Origin of the sequence: Mesorhizobium sp. LSJC285A00 (assembly GCF_000503155.1) — a bacterium.
Taxonomy (GTDB): domain Bacteria; phylum Pseudomonadota; class Alphaproteobacteria; order Rhizobiales; family Rhizobiaceae; genus Mesorhizobium.
The window spans coordinates 78,309-94,589 of sequence record NZ_AYVK01000008.1 but is presented as its reverse complement, the minus strand read 5'-3'; the positions used below and the strand labels follow the sequence as shown (position 1 = coordinate 94,589).

The window sequence follows — 16,281 nt, the reverse complement described above, 5'->3', positions numbered from 1 at the left end:
TGCCGCAATCGGCGAAGTTTAAGGGCCGAAGTCTAAGGCAAGAGTGCACCGCGTCAAAGGCCGGCGTTCATCCCTTGCGATTACGCCTTGTAAAGGCTTGGCGCAGTGGTCGCGCCCAGTGCCTGGCTCGTGCGGGGCGGAAAGCCGCCTGCACGCGCGGCGAGAGGAGCCGCGCGTGCAGGCGCCAACTGATAAAAATGGATAGGTGATAAAATTTCTGTAAAACCGAGCGGCCGCAATGGCCCTTCCACCCGTTGCGATAGGTGGGCGCAAACAGCGTGAGCGTCTGTGACGGAGATCACATACAGCATCGCTGAAATAATGCGAGCGTCATACATCGCGCGAGCGACTGCGGCAAAGAGACATGCCGACGTTGCACTCCGGTCATCTTCGACGCGAGTTGATTTGTTTCCTTGCCTGCCAGTCAGAATTGCACCAGTCTAAAATGGGGCAATACATTTCTTTTCTTCGACAGAACCTTTGAGGGCGACTATGCCGGTCAGCAGAGAGCAGCGAATCCGTCAATATCTCGATCTCGTCACCGGGGGCGAGGGGACTGAATCAGTCCTCGGCAACGTGGAGACGATGGCAGGCGGCGCTCTGGAATCCCTTGCGCCTGCGGAAGCCGGCAAGACGGAGGCGGCGTTTGAATCGGCGCGCGCTGGCATGGAGAGCCTCGCGCGGGGCGCCGAAGTCGCGCCCGAGCAGCTTTCCGATCTGGAAGCCATAATCATCCCGGAGTTGCGGCCGGTCTATGACATCAAGGATGGCACCTTTACGACGCTGACTTTCGACGGCGCTCCGACACCTGGCCATTCGCTGTGGACGAAGCTTACCAGCGAGGCCGCATTGAAGCAGCGCATCGAAGCCGCCCTGCCGGCGATCGGGCGTATCGAACTGTTGTGGGACACCAATATCCCTTACGGCGGCACGGGCTTCGTCGTCGGCCGCAACCTGCTGATGACCAACCGTCATGTGGCGCAGATATTTGCGGACGGCCTTGGCGACCGCAATGTGCAATTCATCAACGGCCGCGCCGCCGGCATCGACTTCAAGCGCGATTCGGCGGCAGGAAACGTCTTCAAGATCCGCAATGTCCGGATGATCCATCCCTATTGGGACATGGCGATTCTCGAAGTCGAAGGCCTGCCCGACAACATCACGCCGCTGTCGCTCGCGGTCGCCGACGCGCGCGATATGCTGCGCCAGGAAGTCGTCGCCATCGGCTATCCGGCGTTCGACAATCGCAACGCGGTCGATGTCCAGAACGAGCTCATGCGCAATCGTTTCCAGGTCAAGCGCCTGCAACCGGGCATGCTGCAGGGCGGCTTCGATACGGAGAGTTTCGGCAAGATCGTCAGCGCGGCGACACATGATTGCTCGACCACTGGCGGCAACTCCGGCACCGCCATGATCAACCTCGCCACCGGCGAGGTCGTGGCGCTGCATTTTGCCGGCCGCTATCTCGAGCGCAACTACGCCGTGCCCACCGGCGCGCTCGCCAAGGACCAGCGTGTCGTCGACCTCGGCCTCAATTTCGCCGGCGCCGCCAGCGGCGGCCCCAACGATTGGGGCGCATGGTGGAACAAGGCGGACAGTGGGTCGCCGGCCGAGGGCGTAAACCTGGTTGAAGTCGGCGGCGCCCAGCAGATCCCGGGCGTCGCCACCCAGACGCCTCCATCCGGAGGCGTCGTCGTTTCGCCGGGCGGCAGCGTCACCTTCGAAGTGCCGTTGCGCATCACCGTCTCGCTCGGCGCAACGCCTGGCCATGAAGCGGTCACGGAATCGGTCGAACTGGAAGCGGCCAAGCCGACCCCTCCAGGCGGCGCATTCGTTCCCAAAACGGTCGCGGACTATGCCGGCTATAAGGGCTACGACGAAAAATTCCTGTCCGGCGGCACCAAGCTCGCGCCCGTCGTGGTGCCGATGCCGGAGGCCACCGACCTGTCCGTGCTGGCGCAGCTCAAGGCAGGGGGCACGCGGCTAGATTACCAGAATTTTTCACTCAAGATGCACGCCAAGCGGCGGCTGGCGCTGTTCACCGCCTCCAACGTCACCGAGGAGAGCAATCTGCGCGAGCCGGAAAAGGGCCGCAACTATTCGCGCGGCGGCCTGTTCAGCGAGCGCTGGTTCCCGGATCTGCGGCTCGACGACAAGTACCAGATCCCCGACGTCTTCTACACCCAGGATCAGGGCGCCTTCGACAAGGGCCATATCGTCAGGCGCGATGACGTGGCCTGGGGCAGCACCTTCGAGCTGCTGCTCAGGGGCAATGTCTGCTCCTTCCATGTCACCAATTGCTCGCCCCAGGTCGAGGGCTACAACCGCTCCGACAGCGGCGAGAAGAACTGGGGCGATCTTGAGAACCACGTCCTGTCGGAGGCGGCGAGCGAGCGGCTTTGCGTCTTCGCCGGGCCGGTCCTCGCCGATGATGACCGGACCTTTGCCGGCAAGGGTCCCAAAGGCACCAGTCTTCGCGCGCCGGTGCCACGCCGCTTCTGGAAGGTGGTGGTCGCCCGCGTCAGTGACGGCATCGCCAGTTATGGCTTCGTGCTCGAACAGGATCTGTCGGACACGCAGCTTGAGTTTGCCGTCTCCGAAGAATTCATCGGCGCCATGTACCCGCTGACCGAAATCTCCGAGATGACCGGCGTCAGCTTCGACCAGTCGCTGATCGACGCCGACCAGTACGAAACGGTTCGCGGCACCGAAATTGCGATGCGGGCGGGATCACGCAAGCGGAAGAAGAAGGCTTAGGGTCGGAGGAAATCCCATGACCGAATGGACGCAATCCGAACTGAACAGTCTCAACCGCATCCTTGCCAACCTCTACCCGATGATCGGCGACGGCGTGCGTGTTGCCAAAGGTGTCGGTCTTTCGACTGCCCAGATCGCCTTTGACAACAAGGCGATCAACAACTGGTTTGCGATTGTCCAGCGCGCAAAGCAGGAGACCAGGGCCGACGACCTCGTCGCCTTTGCACTCGATGAGAATCCCGGCGACCAAGCACTGCTGCAGGCAAAGCAGCACGCCCCGCCGCCGCCGGTCGAAGGCCCCGCGACCGCCAATTGGAGCGGCGCGACGGCGCCGGCCCAGCTCGAAAAAATCCTTGGCGACAAGAGCACGCTGGTGCCGATCAGCTATCTCGAACTCGGCCTTGTCAGGGCAAGATCGGTGGTGCGCATCAAGCGTGCGGATGGCAGCTCCGGCACCGGCTTCATGACCACCGGCGGGATACTGATCACCAACAACCATGTCTTGCCTGACGACGCTTCATTGGCGGGCACGGTGGTCCAGTTCAACTATCAGCGCACCGTTGCCGGGCTCGACGCGCCGCTCGACCAGTTCGACATCGACACCGCCGTGCCTCTTCGTACCTCCAACGACAATGATTGGTCAGCCGTCCGCATCAAGGGCGATGCTTCCAAGTGGGGCGAGCTGGACATGAAGCCCATGGCCGTGAAGGTCGGCGATCACGTCAATATCATCCAGCATCCCGGCGGTGCGCAGAAACAGATTTCGTTCGTCGCCAATGTCGTGGCCTTCGTCGGCGGCGGCCGCGTCCAGTATCTGACCGACACACTGCCGGGTTCGTCGGGCTCGCCGGTCTTCGACACCGACTGGAACCTGATTGCGCTGCATCACAGCGGAGGCTGGCTCACCGAGCCCAACGCGCCTACCAAAAGCACATATTATCGCAACGAAGGCATCGTGATCGACACCATCATCCAGGACCTCGCGGCCAAGCCTGTGTAGATGGTGAGCTATGCAGACCGATGGCGCAGCTCGATGCGCGGCGATTTGGGACTACGGCATGTAAATTTTTTCGGATGTGACGGTTTATAACGCCAGACACCAAACACCAGGGAGTTCAGAGATCAGCGCCTATTTCGACCTCAGGCTTCAACTGGCTGATCTCTACCCATTGCCTCCCGATTGGTTGCAGGTAACCAAGGACGCTGGAATCGTCGCTGGCGCCATCAACCTCCAGGGGGCGGCGCTTACAGTCTGGTTCAACATCCTTGACTATGCGTTGACCAATAAACTGTCGCAGGCGCTTATGACTGCCGTCGTGGCGCAAAATCCGCAGTGCGCGGCCCGGTTCAAGGCCTATCTGGACGAACTCGCCGCGGGCCAGAAACCGACGGCCGAGTTGCCCGGCCTGACGACCGACGATCGGGTCAACACCGCGCTCGCAGGCTTCAACGCCGTCAACCAGCAGTCCAAGGACATTCAGGCCACGCTTGCCGCCGACAACGGCCTCACCAATGTCACCAGCCAGATCGATGTCCTCAAGACCTACAAGGACCTGCATGACCATCTGCAGAGTTTTCAATACGGCATCGGCAGCTTCCAGAACCTGCTGGTCGCCGCCCGCGACATGGGGGCCGACCTGGAGCAGGTCCGCGTCATGCGCAATTTCCTCAAAATATTGAAGCTCTTCTGTGTCTCTATCGGAGAGTCGGTCATGGAGCTGCCGGCGGGGCCGGCGCTTCACGATATCGAGCAGGCCTGGCTCGACGACCTCAAGGCGGCTGCGATCAAGTTGCAGGCTGCCATCGATAACAAGTCTCCGGACGCCTACGACGCGCTGTTTGACGTGCGCACCGTGCTGCGCGTCGTGCCGTCGCGGCTCAACCAGCAGATTTTCGTCACGGCAAAGAACCTGCCCTTCGGACTTTTGGCCACCGGTCTAGATACGATAGCCGGCAAACTTCCTGCAGAAGAGCCGTCCGTGCCCTTGATCAAGGCCGCGCATGACGCGATCATGGTGCTGTCCTCGACCATCTATGCGCGCGTCGTCGAGCACAAGCTATGGCAGGACATCGACAACAAGCTGGCCAGCCTTACCGACATGATCGAGCCGATAGAAGGGGGCGCTGCGGCGGACAAGTCGCTGCCGTTCCAGTTTTCGCCGCTGTGGCGAAACCTGGAAGTGAAGGTCAAGGTTCTTGCCGACCTCGACCCCACTGGAGCGTGGCGGGCGACGCTCGTCGACTACTCCACCGACGTCAACGACCAGCTATCGCGCGAGACCGTCGATACCGCCTTCATCCTTGCCTTCGAAGCCTATCGGGACGAGGCCCAGCAACGCTTCGTCCAGGTCGATCTGGCGCTGAAAACGGAATGCGCCTCGATCGTCCGCGTCAGCACGCCTTTGCACAAGATCATTGAGGACCTGGGGCCATGAGCGATGAACTTGCGACAGGCACGGAGACCGAAACTCCGGCCGATTTTATTTCGCTGAGCGACATCCGGATCGCACATCTCGAGCTGATGCGCATCGCCAGCAGCAATGAAGCCGTCGACCCATCGATGAGCCGCAGCGACAAGGCCGGCGCCGAGACGACGGAAGCCAGCATCGACAACACGGCCCCCGATGCGCAGGCCATCCGCGACTTCCTGGCCAAGGCACGGCGCGCCGGCAGCACCATCGCGCGGGAATCCGACCGGCGCGCGGCGCAGCGCATACTCGATTATTGGTCCGCCGAACTAGTCACGCGGCCGGGCATCACCTCAGCCGACGTCAGCCCGGTGCGGCTCGCGTCTTTCGCAGGTGGCGGTGGGCTCGAAACAACAGAGCCAATTGCCGTCGCGGTTGACTCCGAATCGGCATCGCGTGAAATCAACGATTCAGGAACGGTCGCCATCGCCGTTCCTGAATCAATGGCCGTCGCGACCAAAGACGGTGCCGAATCCGGCGACGGCTTCGCATCCGACGACGAACTGAGTTCGGACGAGCTGACCGAGCGCTTTCGCATTCGCGTGGCCGCCCAGGCGCGGCAATGGAAGAACACCGGCTATCCCGGCTATCTCCTGCGCGGCGAAGCGCTGAAGGAGGCGGCGGAGCTGCCGCAGGGGCCGGACATCGCCGAGTTCGTCGAGGCGAGCGCCAAGGCGGAGACCGACAGCCAGAAGCAGCGCGATCGCAGCAAGAATATATTGATCGCGCTGTTTGCCATCCTGGCCGCGATCCTTGGGGCAACCACCTATTTCGCCTACGTCCAGAGAAATGACGCTGTTGACGCGCGCAAGGATGCCGAGACGACGGCGAGTGAGGTCGCAAAGCTCAATGGAAAGCTTTCCACCGCCCTTGAAAAGACGGAAGACGCACGCCAGCGAGCCGAGGCTGCACTTGCCGTTGCCGAGAAGAAGGCGGAAGACGCCGCCAAGACGCTGGCCGAGCAGCAAGCCACGCAGGCCACTTTGCGATCCGCGATCTTGCTTGTGGTCGAACAGCTCAAACTCGGCAGCGTGTCCCTGGACAAGTTGGCGCCCGATTTGCGACAGGGGGTGCTGGTCGAGCTGGCCGGGCAGGTCAAAAGCGGCGAGGTCGCGCTCGACCAATTGCCGGCGCCGCTGCGCGCCGCGCTTGAACCGCTGCTTGGCAAAGACATAGACAAACAGCCTAACGTTCTTTCGGGATACAAGGTCGATTTCATAGGGGCCACGATCGGCTTGCCCAGGATAACCGACGACCTGGCCAACGACGCCGTGGCGCCGCCGCTTGATTACATCAACTACTCGCTGGTCATGTGCCGAACTCATCGCATGGCCATCTATTCGGCCGTCAACCTGGATCGGTCGCAGAGGTTGCCGCTGCAATTCACCGCCAGCAGACTGAAACCCGACAGCCGATTGTCGGTCGACTACCAGCCTCGTCCCAGCTGGTACTTTCGCGCGGACCGGCCCTGGCTGGCGGCGCGATTTGCAAGTGCCAGCGACATCGCCTGGGGTCCGGAGTTCGCCGGCGATCCGGCAACGGCGGCGCTCAAGCTGGCGCAGTATGCCTCTTTCCTGCCAAACACGATGCCGCAGCCGCGTACTTTCTACGGCAGCCGATGGGTGCCGCTCGAAAACTGGGTTCGCTCGCAGCACAATCCGCTCGCCAATCGGGTGACCATCTTCAGTGGTCCTGTCTTCCGGCCCGCGGACCAGCCGGTCGACGGCGTGCCGGTCCCTTATGCCTATTGGAAGCTCGCGGTGTCCTCGGTGTCGGCGGCCGTGAAGGGAGAGGTGAGGGAGCCGGAATTTGAGGTCGATGCGTTCTTCATTCCAGCCGACGCTACGGGGGCGTTCAACGTCGAGCAGTATCGGCTCCCGGTTGCCGAGCTTGAAAGGCTCACGAGCCTCAATTTCGACCCTCTCATCGAATGGACGGATTCACTGAAGAACCGCGGCCCCAATGGAACCGCGGCCGACGAACTGGCGGCTCGCGTCAAGCTGCTCGACGGCGCAAATGATGCACTGCGCGGTGACCTGATTGCCGTCCTCGAAGACGCAGACCTTCCGGTGGTCGAACGGCAGAAGATCGTCGCGGCTCTCGTCGAGATGGCCGGCCTGCAAAGCATAAGCGGGCTGACACCGGCGGGGCGCCGCAACGTGCTTGAGACCCTGCTTGGGGTACCGCCTGAATTGTGGGAACGCCCGGACTGGCTGGCTGTGTTTGCCGGCGCGCGCCGGGCGGTTGCCGATCTCGCCCTTTCGGCAGCCGACGGCCAGACTGTTATCGGTGAGCAGGATCGCAACGCACTCAACACGCTGAAGGACCGGCTGCGTATCCAGCAGAGCCCACAGACGGTTTACGTCCAGTTCGCCGGCATGGCGCGCGAGGACGCCGGGGCGCTTTCCGCAAAAATGCGGGCCTTGGGCTGGGGCATTCCAAACCCTGGCGAAGAACGTGTCGCCGCTGCCGCCGGCAAGAACGAAGTTCGCTACAACCCCTACAACGACGCCGACCGTGGCGCCGCCGAACTGCTGGCCGCCGACCTCACGGTTGCCGCTGGCCGACTGGTGACAGCCCGTGCGGTGCCGATCATCAAGGCCAACACATTGGAGATATGGACCAGCATATAGAAACACTGAAGGCCCGAGCGGGGCGAAGACAAGGGCGCGTAAAAAAGCCGCGATGCGCCGCTCACTATCGTCGCGACAAATACGGGCTGTTCTCACTCCAGAGGTTTTTACATGCGCACGCGTCACGCCGTCATGCTTGCACTTTCCGCGTTTTGCATTCCAGCCGTCTCCATGCCGCTGCAGAAAGCCAACGCGCTGGAGCCTGAAAAATACACGGTCTACTGCGCCAACGATCACATCGAGGTTTCGTTCTGGGATCTCGAGCAGATGAAGGTGCGGAACGGATCCGATGTATGCCAGTTCCAGAGCTACACGAGCTACTCAAGCGCGTTGAACTTTGCGCAGAAGAATTTTGGTGGGGAAGGGGCGAGTTGCAGCTGCTAGGAGTGCTGGCTTGGAGTGTGCTGTTCCGGGAAAGAAAATGGTGGGCGATGCAGGGATTGAACCTGCGACCCCACCCGTGTGAAGGGTGTGCTCTCCCGCTGAGCTAATCGCCCGCTCGTTGCCCGAAGGCCAAGCGAGCCGCGATATAAGGGAGGCAGGGTCGTGAAGTCAAGGAGATGCGCCGGCCTTCTGTGCCTGAAATAGCCGAGGACAGGCGCTGCCGCGGAATCCCCGTTTCGCTCAGCCGGCCGCCGCTGCAATCAGCCGTTCCGCCAGGTCGAGCGTCAGCGCGTCGAAATGCGAAATCACCGCCGATGGCTCGAATTCCCTGACATGGCGGTCGGTGTAGCCGAAATCGACGGCGACGACCGGAATGCCGGCGGCCTTGGCGGTGTCGATGTCGATGTGCGAATCGCCGACCATCAGCGCATGATGCGGATCGCCGCCGGCGAGCCGGATGGTCTCGGTCAGATGGCGCGGGTCGGGCTTGCGGAAGGCGAACGTGTCCTGGCCGGCGATCGCGGCGAAATGCTTTGTCAGGCCGAGCGCCTCGATCAGCGCTTTCGAATTCGCCTCATATTTGTTGGTGCAGATGGCGAGCAGATAGCCGGCCTTCTCGAAGCGGGCGATGGCTTCGACGACACCGGGGTAGGGGCGCGACTTGCCGGGGATGTTGAGTGTGTAGTGGTCGAGGAACACCTTCAGCAGCCTGTCGTGCTCCTCCACCGCCAGCGATTTCTGCTGCGCGGTATGCGCGCGCTCGATCATCACCCGTCCGCCCTGGCCGACAAAACGCCGGAAGCCGGCCTCGTCGACAGCGGCAAGCTCGCTGGCGGCAAGGCTGTGGTTGAGGCTGTCGAGCAGATCCGGCGCCGTGTCGATCAGCGTCCCGTCGAGGTCGAACACGATGATCGGTTGGGTCATGGCCTGTCCTGTGGCTGATGCATTGCAGGCAGGCGATAGCGGCTGCGCTTCTTTCAGGCAAGCCGGTGCGAGCCAAAGTCTTTGACCCTGCGGGCAAAAGTGCTAGGAGCGCGCATCCAGAAAAATCAGAACCAAGCCAAACCCCTGGGGCGAGCATGGATGCGAGGCAGTTGAAAGTCGAGGCCGCGCGGGCAGCCCTTGCCCATGTCAGCGACGGCATGCGCATCGGCATCGGCACCGGGACGACGGCCGACGAATTCGTGCGGCTGCTGGCCGAAAAGATCGCCGCGGGCTTGACCGTCATCGGCGTGCCGACGTCGGAGCGCACCGCAGCCCTTTGCCGCGAACTTGGCGTGCCGCTGTCGACGCTTGAGGAAACGCCCGAGCTCGACCTTACCGTCGACGGCGCCGACGAGATCGACGCGGCGCTGACACTGATCAAGGGCGGCGGCGGCGCGCTGCTGCGCGAGAAGATCGTCGCGGCGGCATCTCAGCGCATGATCGTCATTGCCGATCGCTCGAAGATGGTCGACACCCTTGGCCGGTTTCCCTTGCCGATCGAAGTCAACCAATTCGGCCTGTGCGCGACCGAAATCGCGGTCGCGGCAGCGGCCAAAAGTCTCGGCCTTTCCGGCCCGGTTACATTGAGGATGACGGGGGGCCAGCCTTTTGTTACAGACGGCGGCCATTTTATCCTCGATGCATCTTTTGGCCGCATTCCGGATACAAGAGCGCTTTCTAATGCTCTCCATGCCATTCCTGGTGTGGTCGAGCATGGTCTTTTCATCGGGCTGGCGTCAGCGGCCATCATCGCCGGCGGCGACGGCATCCAAACAGTCCATGCCGCCCGAAAACCAGGGAGTTCTACCGATCATGATGTTGCATAACCGGGTTCGCAATCTTTGCGCCGTTCTGGCGGCTTCGGCCGTTTTCGCCTTCTCTTCCCCGGCGTTCTCGCAGGAGATCACGGAATCGCATCTGAAGGCGGCACGGGCGGCGGTCACGGCAATCCACGCGACCGACTCGTTCGACAACATCCTGCCGCAAGCGGCGGCCTCGCTCGAGCAGCAGCTCATCCAGAAGAACCCTGATATGCAGGAGCTGATCGGCAAGACCGTCAGCGAAAAGGCACTGGCGCTGGCCTCGCGCCGTGCCGATCTGGAGAAGGAAGCAGCGCTCGCCTATGCCAAGGTGTTCTCCGAGAAGGATCTCACCGACATCGCCGCCTTCTACAATTCCGATGCCGGCAAGAAGCTGCTCGACAACGGCCCCAACGTGACGCGCGAACTGGTCAAAGCCGCCGACATCTGGCAGAACGGCCTGGCGCGCGATCTCGCCCAGCAGGTCGGCGAAACGCTGGCAGCCGCCGCGAAGGCCGCTGCTCCGGCCGCGCCTGCGCCGGATAACGCAACTGCCCCCGCCGATGGCGCTGCACCTGCCGACGGCGATGCGCCCGCAGACGGTGACCAGCCGGAAGCGCCGAAGAACTAAGACGTCTGATTTCGCCACCGGCATCCTTGCCGCTGGACCAGAAAGCCCGGTGGAAACCGGGCTTTTCTTTTGGCTTCATGCAGCCTACCTGTCTCAAACATTTCTTGGGGCAAGGAACAGCAGCATGGCCGGCTACGACTACGATCTCTTCGTCATCGGCGGCGGCTCCGGCGGGGTTCGGGCGGCGCGCGTAGCGGCAGCGATCGGCAAACGTGTCGGCATCGCGGAGGAATACCGCTATGGCGGCACCTGCGTCATCCGTGGCTGCGTGCCGAAAAAACTCTATGTCTATGCCTCGCAATTTCCCGAGCATTTTGCCGACGCCGCCGGCTATGGCTGGACGGTGCCGGAGGCGAGCTTCGACTGGCCGACGCTGGTCGCCAACAAGGACCGCGAGATTGCCCGTCTGGAAGCGATCTACGAAAAGAACGTGAAAGGCGCCGGCGGCGAGACGTTCCACTCGCGCGCCATGCTGGTCGACCCGCATGTCGTGCATCTCCTGGGCGATGACCGCACCGTCACCGCCGACCAGATCCTGATCGCCACCGGCGGCCGGCCGGCGCCGCACCCGGCGCTGCCCGGTCACGAGCATTGCATCTTTTCCAATGAGGTTTTCGACCTCAAGCAACTGCCGAAGGCGATCATGATCGAGGGCGGAGGCTACATCGCCGTCGAATTCGCCAATATCTTCCATGGCTTGGGCGTCGACACCACGCTGGTCTATCGCGGCAAGGAGATATTGTCGCGCTTCGACATGGACCTGCGGCACATGCTGCACGAAACCATGGAAAAGAAGGGGATCAAGATCCTCTGCCACGCCGTGTCGGAATGGGTCCGCAAACGGCCGGACGGCAGGCTGGATGCGTTGGTCACCGGCGGCAAGGTGCTGACGATCGACCAGGTCATGCTCGCCATCGGCCGCCTCCCAAACACCGAGAATATGGGCCTGGAAGGCGTCGGTATCGAGCTCGGCATAACCGGCGCCATCGTTGTCGACCAGTATTCCCGCACCAACATCGACAACATCTGGGCGATCGGCGACGTCACCAACCGCGTGCAGTTGACGCCTGTGGCGATCCACGAAGCCATGTGCTTCATCGAGACCGCATTCAAGGGCAATCCGACCGCGCCCGACCACGACACCATTCCGACCGCCGTCTTCTCACAGCCGGAGATCGGCACCGTCGGGCTGTCCGAGGACGATGCCGTCAAGCGCTACTCCGATATCGAAATCTACCGCGCCACATTCCGGCCGATGCGGCACACGCTGTCGGGCCGCGACGAAAAGATGCTGACGAAGCTGGTGGTCGATGGCGCCACGCGAAAAGTGCTCGGCGCGCACATCCTCGGGCCGGACGCCGGCGAGATGGCGCAGTTGCTCGGCATTCCGCTGAAGGCCGGCGTCACCAAGGATGATTTCGACCGCACCATGGCCGTCCACCCGACGGCAGCGGAGGAACTGGTCACCATGTACAAGCCCACCTACCGCGTGAAGAACGGCGTGCGGGTCGATTGACGCCCGCGCGCTCGATCTTGAAGAACCCCCCATGGCAGCCGCTGTTGCCACCGCGATGGGAGGCCTGAAGCTTATTACAACAAAGTGCCGCGCAGGATGACCAGCGCCACCGAGAAATAGATCACCAGGCCGGTGACATCGACCAGCGTGGCGACGAACGGCGCCGAGGCGCTCGCCGGATCGAAGCCGATCCGTTTCAGCGCGAACGGCAGCATCGACCCCGACAGCGAGCCGAAGGTGACGATGCCGACGAGTGCTGCCCCCACGGTCGCCGCGATCAGCGGCCAATGCGGCCCATAATCGTAGAAGCCCATATATTGCCAGAGCGCGATGCGGCAGATGCCGACCACGCCAAGCATGGCGCCGAGCACGAAGCCGGTGGGCAATTCGCGTAACGCCACCCGCCACCAGTCGCGAAGGCCGATCTCGCGCAGCGCCAGCGCGCGAATGACGAGCGAGGTCGCCTGCGAACCGGAATTGCCGCCCGAGCTCATGATCAGCGGGATGAACAGAGTGAGCACGATCGCTTTTTGCAGTTCGCCTTCATAGCTTTGCATGGCATTGGCGGTCAGCATCTCCGAGATGAACAGCGCGCACAGCCAGCCGCCGCGCTTCTTGATCATGGCGAGAAAGCTCATCTTCATGTAGGGCTCGTCGAGCGCCTCCATGCCGCCGAAGCGATGCGCGTCCTCGGTCGTCTCCTCGATCATGGTGTCGATGATGTCGTCCATGGTGACGATGCCGAGGATCTTGCCGTGGTCGACGACGGGAACCGCGAGCAGGTCGTATTTGGAGATCGTCTGCGCCAGTGTTTCGCGATCGGTCAGCGGCGTCACCGTCACCGGGGCGCGATCCGGCGCCACCGACAGGATCGGATCGTCCGGCTCGCCGGTGATCAGCCGGCGCAGGCCGGTCGAGCGCACCAGCACATGCGTGTCTGGATCGACGATGTAGATGGCGTAGACGGTCTCCCGCGTCCGCTCCACCTTGCGGATGTAGTCGAGCGTGCGCCCGACGGTCCAGTCCGACGGCACGCTGACGAATTCGGTCGTCATGATCGAGGCGGCGCTGCCTTCGGGATAGCCGAGAATGGAAAGCAGCGTTGCCCGCAGCGGCGGGACCAACCCGCCGAGCAGCTCGGAGCGCGCCGGTTCGTCCAGTTCGCGCAGGATATCGGCGGCGCGGTCGACCGACATGGCGGTCAGGAGCTTGCACGCCTTGGCGCGCGGCAGCGCCTCGGCCAGATCGGAGGCGCCGTCGAGTTCAGGCTGGTCGAAGATCTCGACGAGCCGCTCGAACGGCATTTCGCAAAGCAGTTCTATCGCGGTATCGCGAGATTCCCGGTTCAGGGCCTCGACGACATCGGCGACGTGATCATTGGCAAGGATACGCGCGATAGCGACGGCATCGTCGCCCGCTACGACGGGGGTAAATTCGTTCATGGCTCACTCCTTGCCGTCCGGCGGGACGTGAGCCGTTAGAGGTCACATCGAGGCGGACGGCGGTTGCGTTCGACTACTGTCGCCAGGCATGGCGCGGTGACCTTTCTGCTCGCGGGTTCGAGTTGGAATTCAGCGAGCGGGCGCAACATAGGAGCGCATCTTGGCGAGTCAATCGCGGGAGTGGCGGAATACAGCCGGGAGCCGGCCCAATCGCGAGACTGTGATGATTATTGAAGGGGGAGGGAGCGAGTGCCCCGCCGCCAGTGGCGGAACGCGCTTCGGCGTGGCTGCTATTTCTGCTTCAGCCGGCGTGAAAAACGCATCCATTTGTCCTCGACCGGCCGCGGCTGCGTAAGGATGGTGGTGAGCTCGCGCGGAAGGTTCGGAACAAGCGGCCTCTTGGTGGCGACGCCGTCGGCGATCGCGACCACGCTGTGGTAGAATTCCTCGCCCGAGGCCGAGCGTGGCGCCACCGCCTCGTGCATGATGCTGATCACCGTGACATCGGGACAATTGTCCTTGATGGCCTGGTGGAAGGCGATCTTGCCATCCGGATCGAGCGCGCCGGTCGCTTCGTCGAGGAACAACAGTCCCGGTTGCTGCAGCACGATGCGGGCCACAACCAGCTTCTGCTTCTGGCCGCCGGACAGCAGCTGGTCCCAGATCTTTCCCTCGCGGCTTTCATCGGCCATGTGTTCGATGAAATCGCCAAGGCCGGCCTTGTGCAGGGCTGCCGCGACCTGCGCATCGCCATAGTCGTCCTCGGAGCCGGGCAGGCACACCAGCTGCTTCAGCGACACCTGCTGCAGCTTGACCTCCTGGGCGGCATAGAAGCTCCTCACACCGTCAGGGAAGACGATGGTGCCGCGGCCATGAGGCCACAAGCCGTTGATCGCCTTGATCAGCGAAGTTTTGCCGCAGCCGGATTCGCCCTTGAGGAATGCCCACTCGCCGCGCCGGAAGCGCAGATTGGCAGCACTCAGGAATGGCGTGGCGTCCTCGCCCTGATGCGCCAGTTCGAGCTTCTGGATGGTCAGGCCGAAGACGGGGTTCTGGCTGGCATAGTGGAAGTCGGACTGGCCGGTCTGGCTGTAGAAGTCTTGCGGCTGCTGGACGTTTTCGATGGCGTTCGCCAACTCAATGACGCGCTGGCTGTTGGCCCGCAACGTGGCGAGACTCGGCATGACATGGATGAACCACGAGCACTTGCTGATCAGCGCGTTGACCTGCTCGGAGCCGGTTACATACCCTGTGAAATCAACCTTGTTGTTGATGAAAGGCACAAGGCCCGGAGCAAAAGCGACAATTTTGGCCGCAACAAAATTATAGACCGATTCGAATCCTGAATAGATATTGTTGACAATATTGAACTTCGACCAAGTTCGGTCGATGTCGAGATAGAGCCGACCATGTATTTTCTTCTGGACTTCTTCGCCTCGCGCCGCTGACACATGGAAGCTCCGGCGCAGTAGCGTGAGCAGTTCGCCGCGATAGCTGCCTTCCGCCTTCTGCATCCTGATGTTGAGCCACTCGAGCATTCCGCCAAGTTTGACTGCGATCCAAGTGTTGAACGGCACGTAGATAGCGACCGCTAGAAGAGCGAGCACGACGCTACCGTAGCTGCCGAGGAACTCCAGCCCTTTTACCTCCACGGAGTTTGCAAGCAAAGCTCCCCCCACAAAGTACAGCGAGGTAAAGACGCCGAACACACCCTGTGCAAGCCCCAGGGCGCCACCAGTCATATCTTTAATCGATTCCTGCACGCGCTGATCGATGTTGTCGGGTGCCGGCGTGCCGGCCGAGCCATTCTGGGCGTGGTAGTGCGTGTGGTTGTTATCGAGGAGAGCTTCATTGAAGCGGCCATCCAGCCAGCCGCGCCATTTGCGATGCAGTGTCGCAGAGACAAGGCTTTTGATGGAAGTGATGCCCGCATCCTTGACCACGACCAGCAGTACCAGCAGCCCGGCATTGGTAAGAAGCGATTCAAGCGGCGCAGTATTCGCAGCATCGTGGAAAAAAGCGATGGAGTTTGACAGCTTTCCCATCGCCACCGTGAACCAGACGTCGGCCTTGCTCGATAGAGCAGTTAGCGCCGCGACCACCAAGGTCAGCGCCCAGGCTTCCCTCCACCGGTCCGAGAACCAGTAGGCCCGCATCAGTCCCCAGAAGGTCCGCATCGACGATACTGGCGTCAGGGGCGACGGCCCGGCGGGGGCGTCGCGGTTCCAAAGTGCCGATATTGAACGTCGCGGTCTGTCGACCCGAATCACAATCCCGCCCAAACCTTTTTTAGTTTTGTTACGGATAGTAACACCAATTGATCATTTTCTATGAATTTTATCCCGGCGAATGTGAGGCAGCCCACCCGCCGTTGCGATCGGGCAACAGTTGGTGCTGCGAGACCGCCGTCTTTGGGCCCAATTTGTCCTTTGTTTCAATGTGTTGCGAGAACGTTCAGATGTGCGAATATATTCCCTGAGGGAAGGCTCATACACGGCTTTGTGACCAAAAGGCCTGCCCGTCGGCCGGTTTTCCCACCGCGCGCTAACCGGATCGCCCGAAAAATTGCCGTCCATGATCGCCCCAGGCCGCCCGAATCATCTCACCGGCCATCATGGTTGGGCACGCAAGATCGTCGCTGCTGTAAAGCGACTGTTCATGAGGTG

11 protein-coding genes and 1 tRNA gene are annotated in these 16,281 nt (G+C 62.1%); 8 read left to right on the top strand and 4 right to left on the bottom strand.

Going from position 1 to position 16,281, the window contains the following annotated elements:
- Window positions 1–492 precede the first annotated feature (492 nt).
- The 5 genes from X726_RS1000000167970 to X726_RS0134775 all read left to right on the top strand — a co-directional run bounded on the left by X726_RS1000000167970 (window position 493) and on the right by X726_RS0134775 (window position 8,242).
- Window positions 493–2,757 carry a DNA/RNA non-specific endonuclease gene (locus X726_RS1000000167970; RefSeq protein WP_023668986.1) on the top strand — a complete coding sequence of 755 codons (2,265 nt, stop codon included), beginning with the start codon at window positions 493–495 and terminating at the stop codon, window positions 2,755–2,757.
- 16 nt (window positions 2,758–2,773) lie between these two features.
- Window positions 2,774–3,757 carry a trypsin-like peptidase domain-containing protein gene (locus X726_RS159200; protein WP_023668985.1) on the top strand — a complete coding sequence of 328 codons (984 nt, stop codon included), beginning with the start codon at window positions 2,774–2,776 and terminating at the stop codon, window positions 3,755–3,757.
- 304 nt (window positions 3,758–4,061) lie between these two features.
- Window positions 4,062–5,192 carry a hypothetical protein gene (locus tag X726_RS159205; RefSeq protein ID WP_155929699.1) on the top strand — a complete coding sequence of 377 codons (1,131 nt, stop codon included), beginning with the start codon at window positions 4,062–4,064 and terminating at the stop codon, window positions 5,190–5,192.
- Entirely contained in the window at window positions 5,189–7,858 is a 2,670-nt protein-coding gene (locus X726_RS159210; RefSeq protein ID WP_023668983.1) for a DNA/RNA non-specific endonuclease, read from the top strand. Before X726_RS159205 ends, X726_RS159210 begins: the two co-directional genes overlap by 4 nt.
- A gap of 111 nt (window positions 7,859–7,969) precedes the next feature.
- Entirely contained in the window at window positions 7,970–8,242 is a 273-nt protein-coding gene (locus tag X726_RS0134775; RefSeq protein WP_023668982.1) for a hypothetical protein, read from the top strand.
- A gap of 38 nt (window positions 8,243–8,280) precedes the next feature.
- Here the strand turns inward: X726_RS0134775 and X726_RS159215 are convergent.
- Together X726_RS159215 and X726_RS159220 are read right to left on the bottom strand one after the other, a co-directional pair.
- Window positions 8,281–8,355 (bottom strand) — tRNA-Val (locus tag X726_RS159215).
- Between the two features lie 127 nt (window positions 8,356–8,482).
- Entirely contained in the window at window positions 8,483–9,166 is a 684-nt protein-coding gene (locus X726_RS159220; RefSeq protein WP_023668981.1) for a phosphoglycolate phosphatase, read from the bottom strand.
- 155 nt (window positions 9,167–9,321) lie between these two features.
- Here X726_RS159220 and rpiA point away from each other — a divergent pair, with 155 nt between their 5' ends.
- The 3 genes from rpiA to gor all read left to right on the top strand — a co-directional run bounded on the left by rpiA (window position 9,322) and on the right by gor (window position 12,173).
- Entirely contained in the window at window positions 9,322–10,053 is a 732-nt protein-coding gene (rpiA, locus tag X726_RS159225; protein WP_023668980.1) for a ribose-5-phosphate isomerase RpiA, read from the top strand.
- Window positions 10,040–10,657 carry a DUF2059 domain-containing protein gene (locus X726_RS159230; protein ID WP_023668979.1) on the top strand — a complete coding sequence of 206 codons (618 nt, stop codon included), beginning with the start codon at window positions 10,040–10,042 and terminating at the stop codon, window positions 10,655–10,657. The genes rpiA and X726_RS159230 overlap by 14 nt, the downstream gene beginning before the upstream one ends.
- A gap of 124 nt (window positions 10,658–10,781) precedes the next feature.
- The gene (gene gor / locus X726_RS159235) at window positions 10,782–12,173 is read left to right on the top strand and encodes a glutathione-disulfide reductase (protein ID WP_023668978.1); all 1,392 of its coding nucleotides are present in this window, start codon (window positions 10,782–10,784) and stop codon (window positions 12,171–12,173) included.
- Window positions 12,174–12,247: 74 nt separating this feature from the next.
- Here the strand turns inward: gor and mgtE are convergent, their stop codons facing one another.
- Together mgtE and X726_RS159245 are read right to left on the bottom strand one after the other, a co-directional pair.
- Window positions 12,248–13,615, bottom strand: coding sequence for a magnesium transporter (mgtE, locus tag X726_RS159240; protein WP_023668977.1), 1,368 nt, complete (start codon window positions 13,613–13,615; stop codon window positions 12,248–12,250).
- A gap of 290 nt (window positions 13,616–13,905) precedes the next feature.
- Window positions 13,906–15,792, bottom strand: coding sequence for an ABC transporter ATP-binding protein/permease (locus tag X726_RS159245; RefSeq protein WP_023668976.1), 1,887 nt, complete (start codon window positions 15,790–15,792; stop codon window positions 13,906–13,908).
- Window positions 15,793–16,281: the final 489 nt, after the last annotated feature.

Coding starts and splice junctions, on each gene's coding strand:
- X726_RS1000000167970 (WP_023668986.1), top strand. CDS start 493: ATGCCGGTCAGCAGAGAGCAGCGAATCCGTCAATATCTCGATCTCGTC.
- X726_RS159200 (WP_023668985.1), top strand. CDS start 2,774: ATGACCGAATGGACGCAATCCGAACTGAACAGTCTCAACCGCATCCTT.
- X726_RS159205 (WP_155929699.1), top strand. CDS start 4,062: ATGACTGCCGTCGTGGCGCAAAATCCGCAGTGCGCGGCCCGGTTCAAG.
- X726_RS159210 (WP_023668983.1), top strand. CDS start 5,189: ATGAGCGATGAACTTGCGACAGGCACGGAGACCGAAACTCCGGCCGAT.
- X726_RS0134775 (WP_023668982.1), top strand. CDS start 7,970: ATGCGCACGCGTCACGCCGTCATGCTTGCACTTTCCGCGTTTTGCATT.
- X726_RS159220 (WP_023668981.1), bottom strand. CDS start 9,166: ATGACCCAACCGATCATCGTGTTCGACCTCGACGGGACGCTGATCGAC.
- rpiA (WP_023668980.1), top strand. CDS start 9,322: ATGGATGCGAGGCAGTTGAAAGTCGAGGCCGCGCGGGCAGCCCTTGCC.
- X726_RS159230 (WP_023668979.1), top strand. CDS start 10,040: ATGATGTTGCATAACCGGGTTCGCAATCTTTGCGCCGTTCTGGCGGCT.
- gor (WP_023668978.1), top strand. CDS start 10,782: ATGGCCGGCTACGACTACGATCTCTTCGTCATCGGCGGCGGCTCCGGC.
- mgtE (WP_023668977.1), bottom strand. CDS start 13,615: ATGAACGAATTTACCCCCGTCGTAGCGGGCGACGATGCCGTCGCTATC.
- X726_RS159245 (WP_023668976.1), bottom strand. CDS start 15,792: ATGCGGACCTTCTGGGGACTGATGCGGGCCTACTGGTTCTCGGACCGG.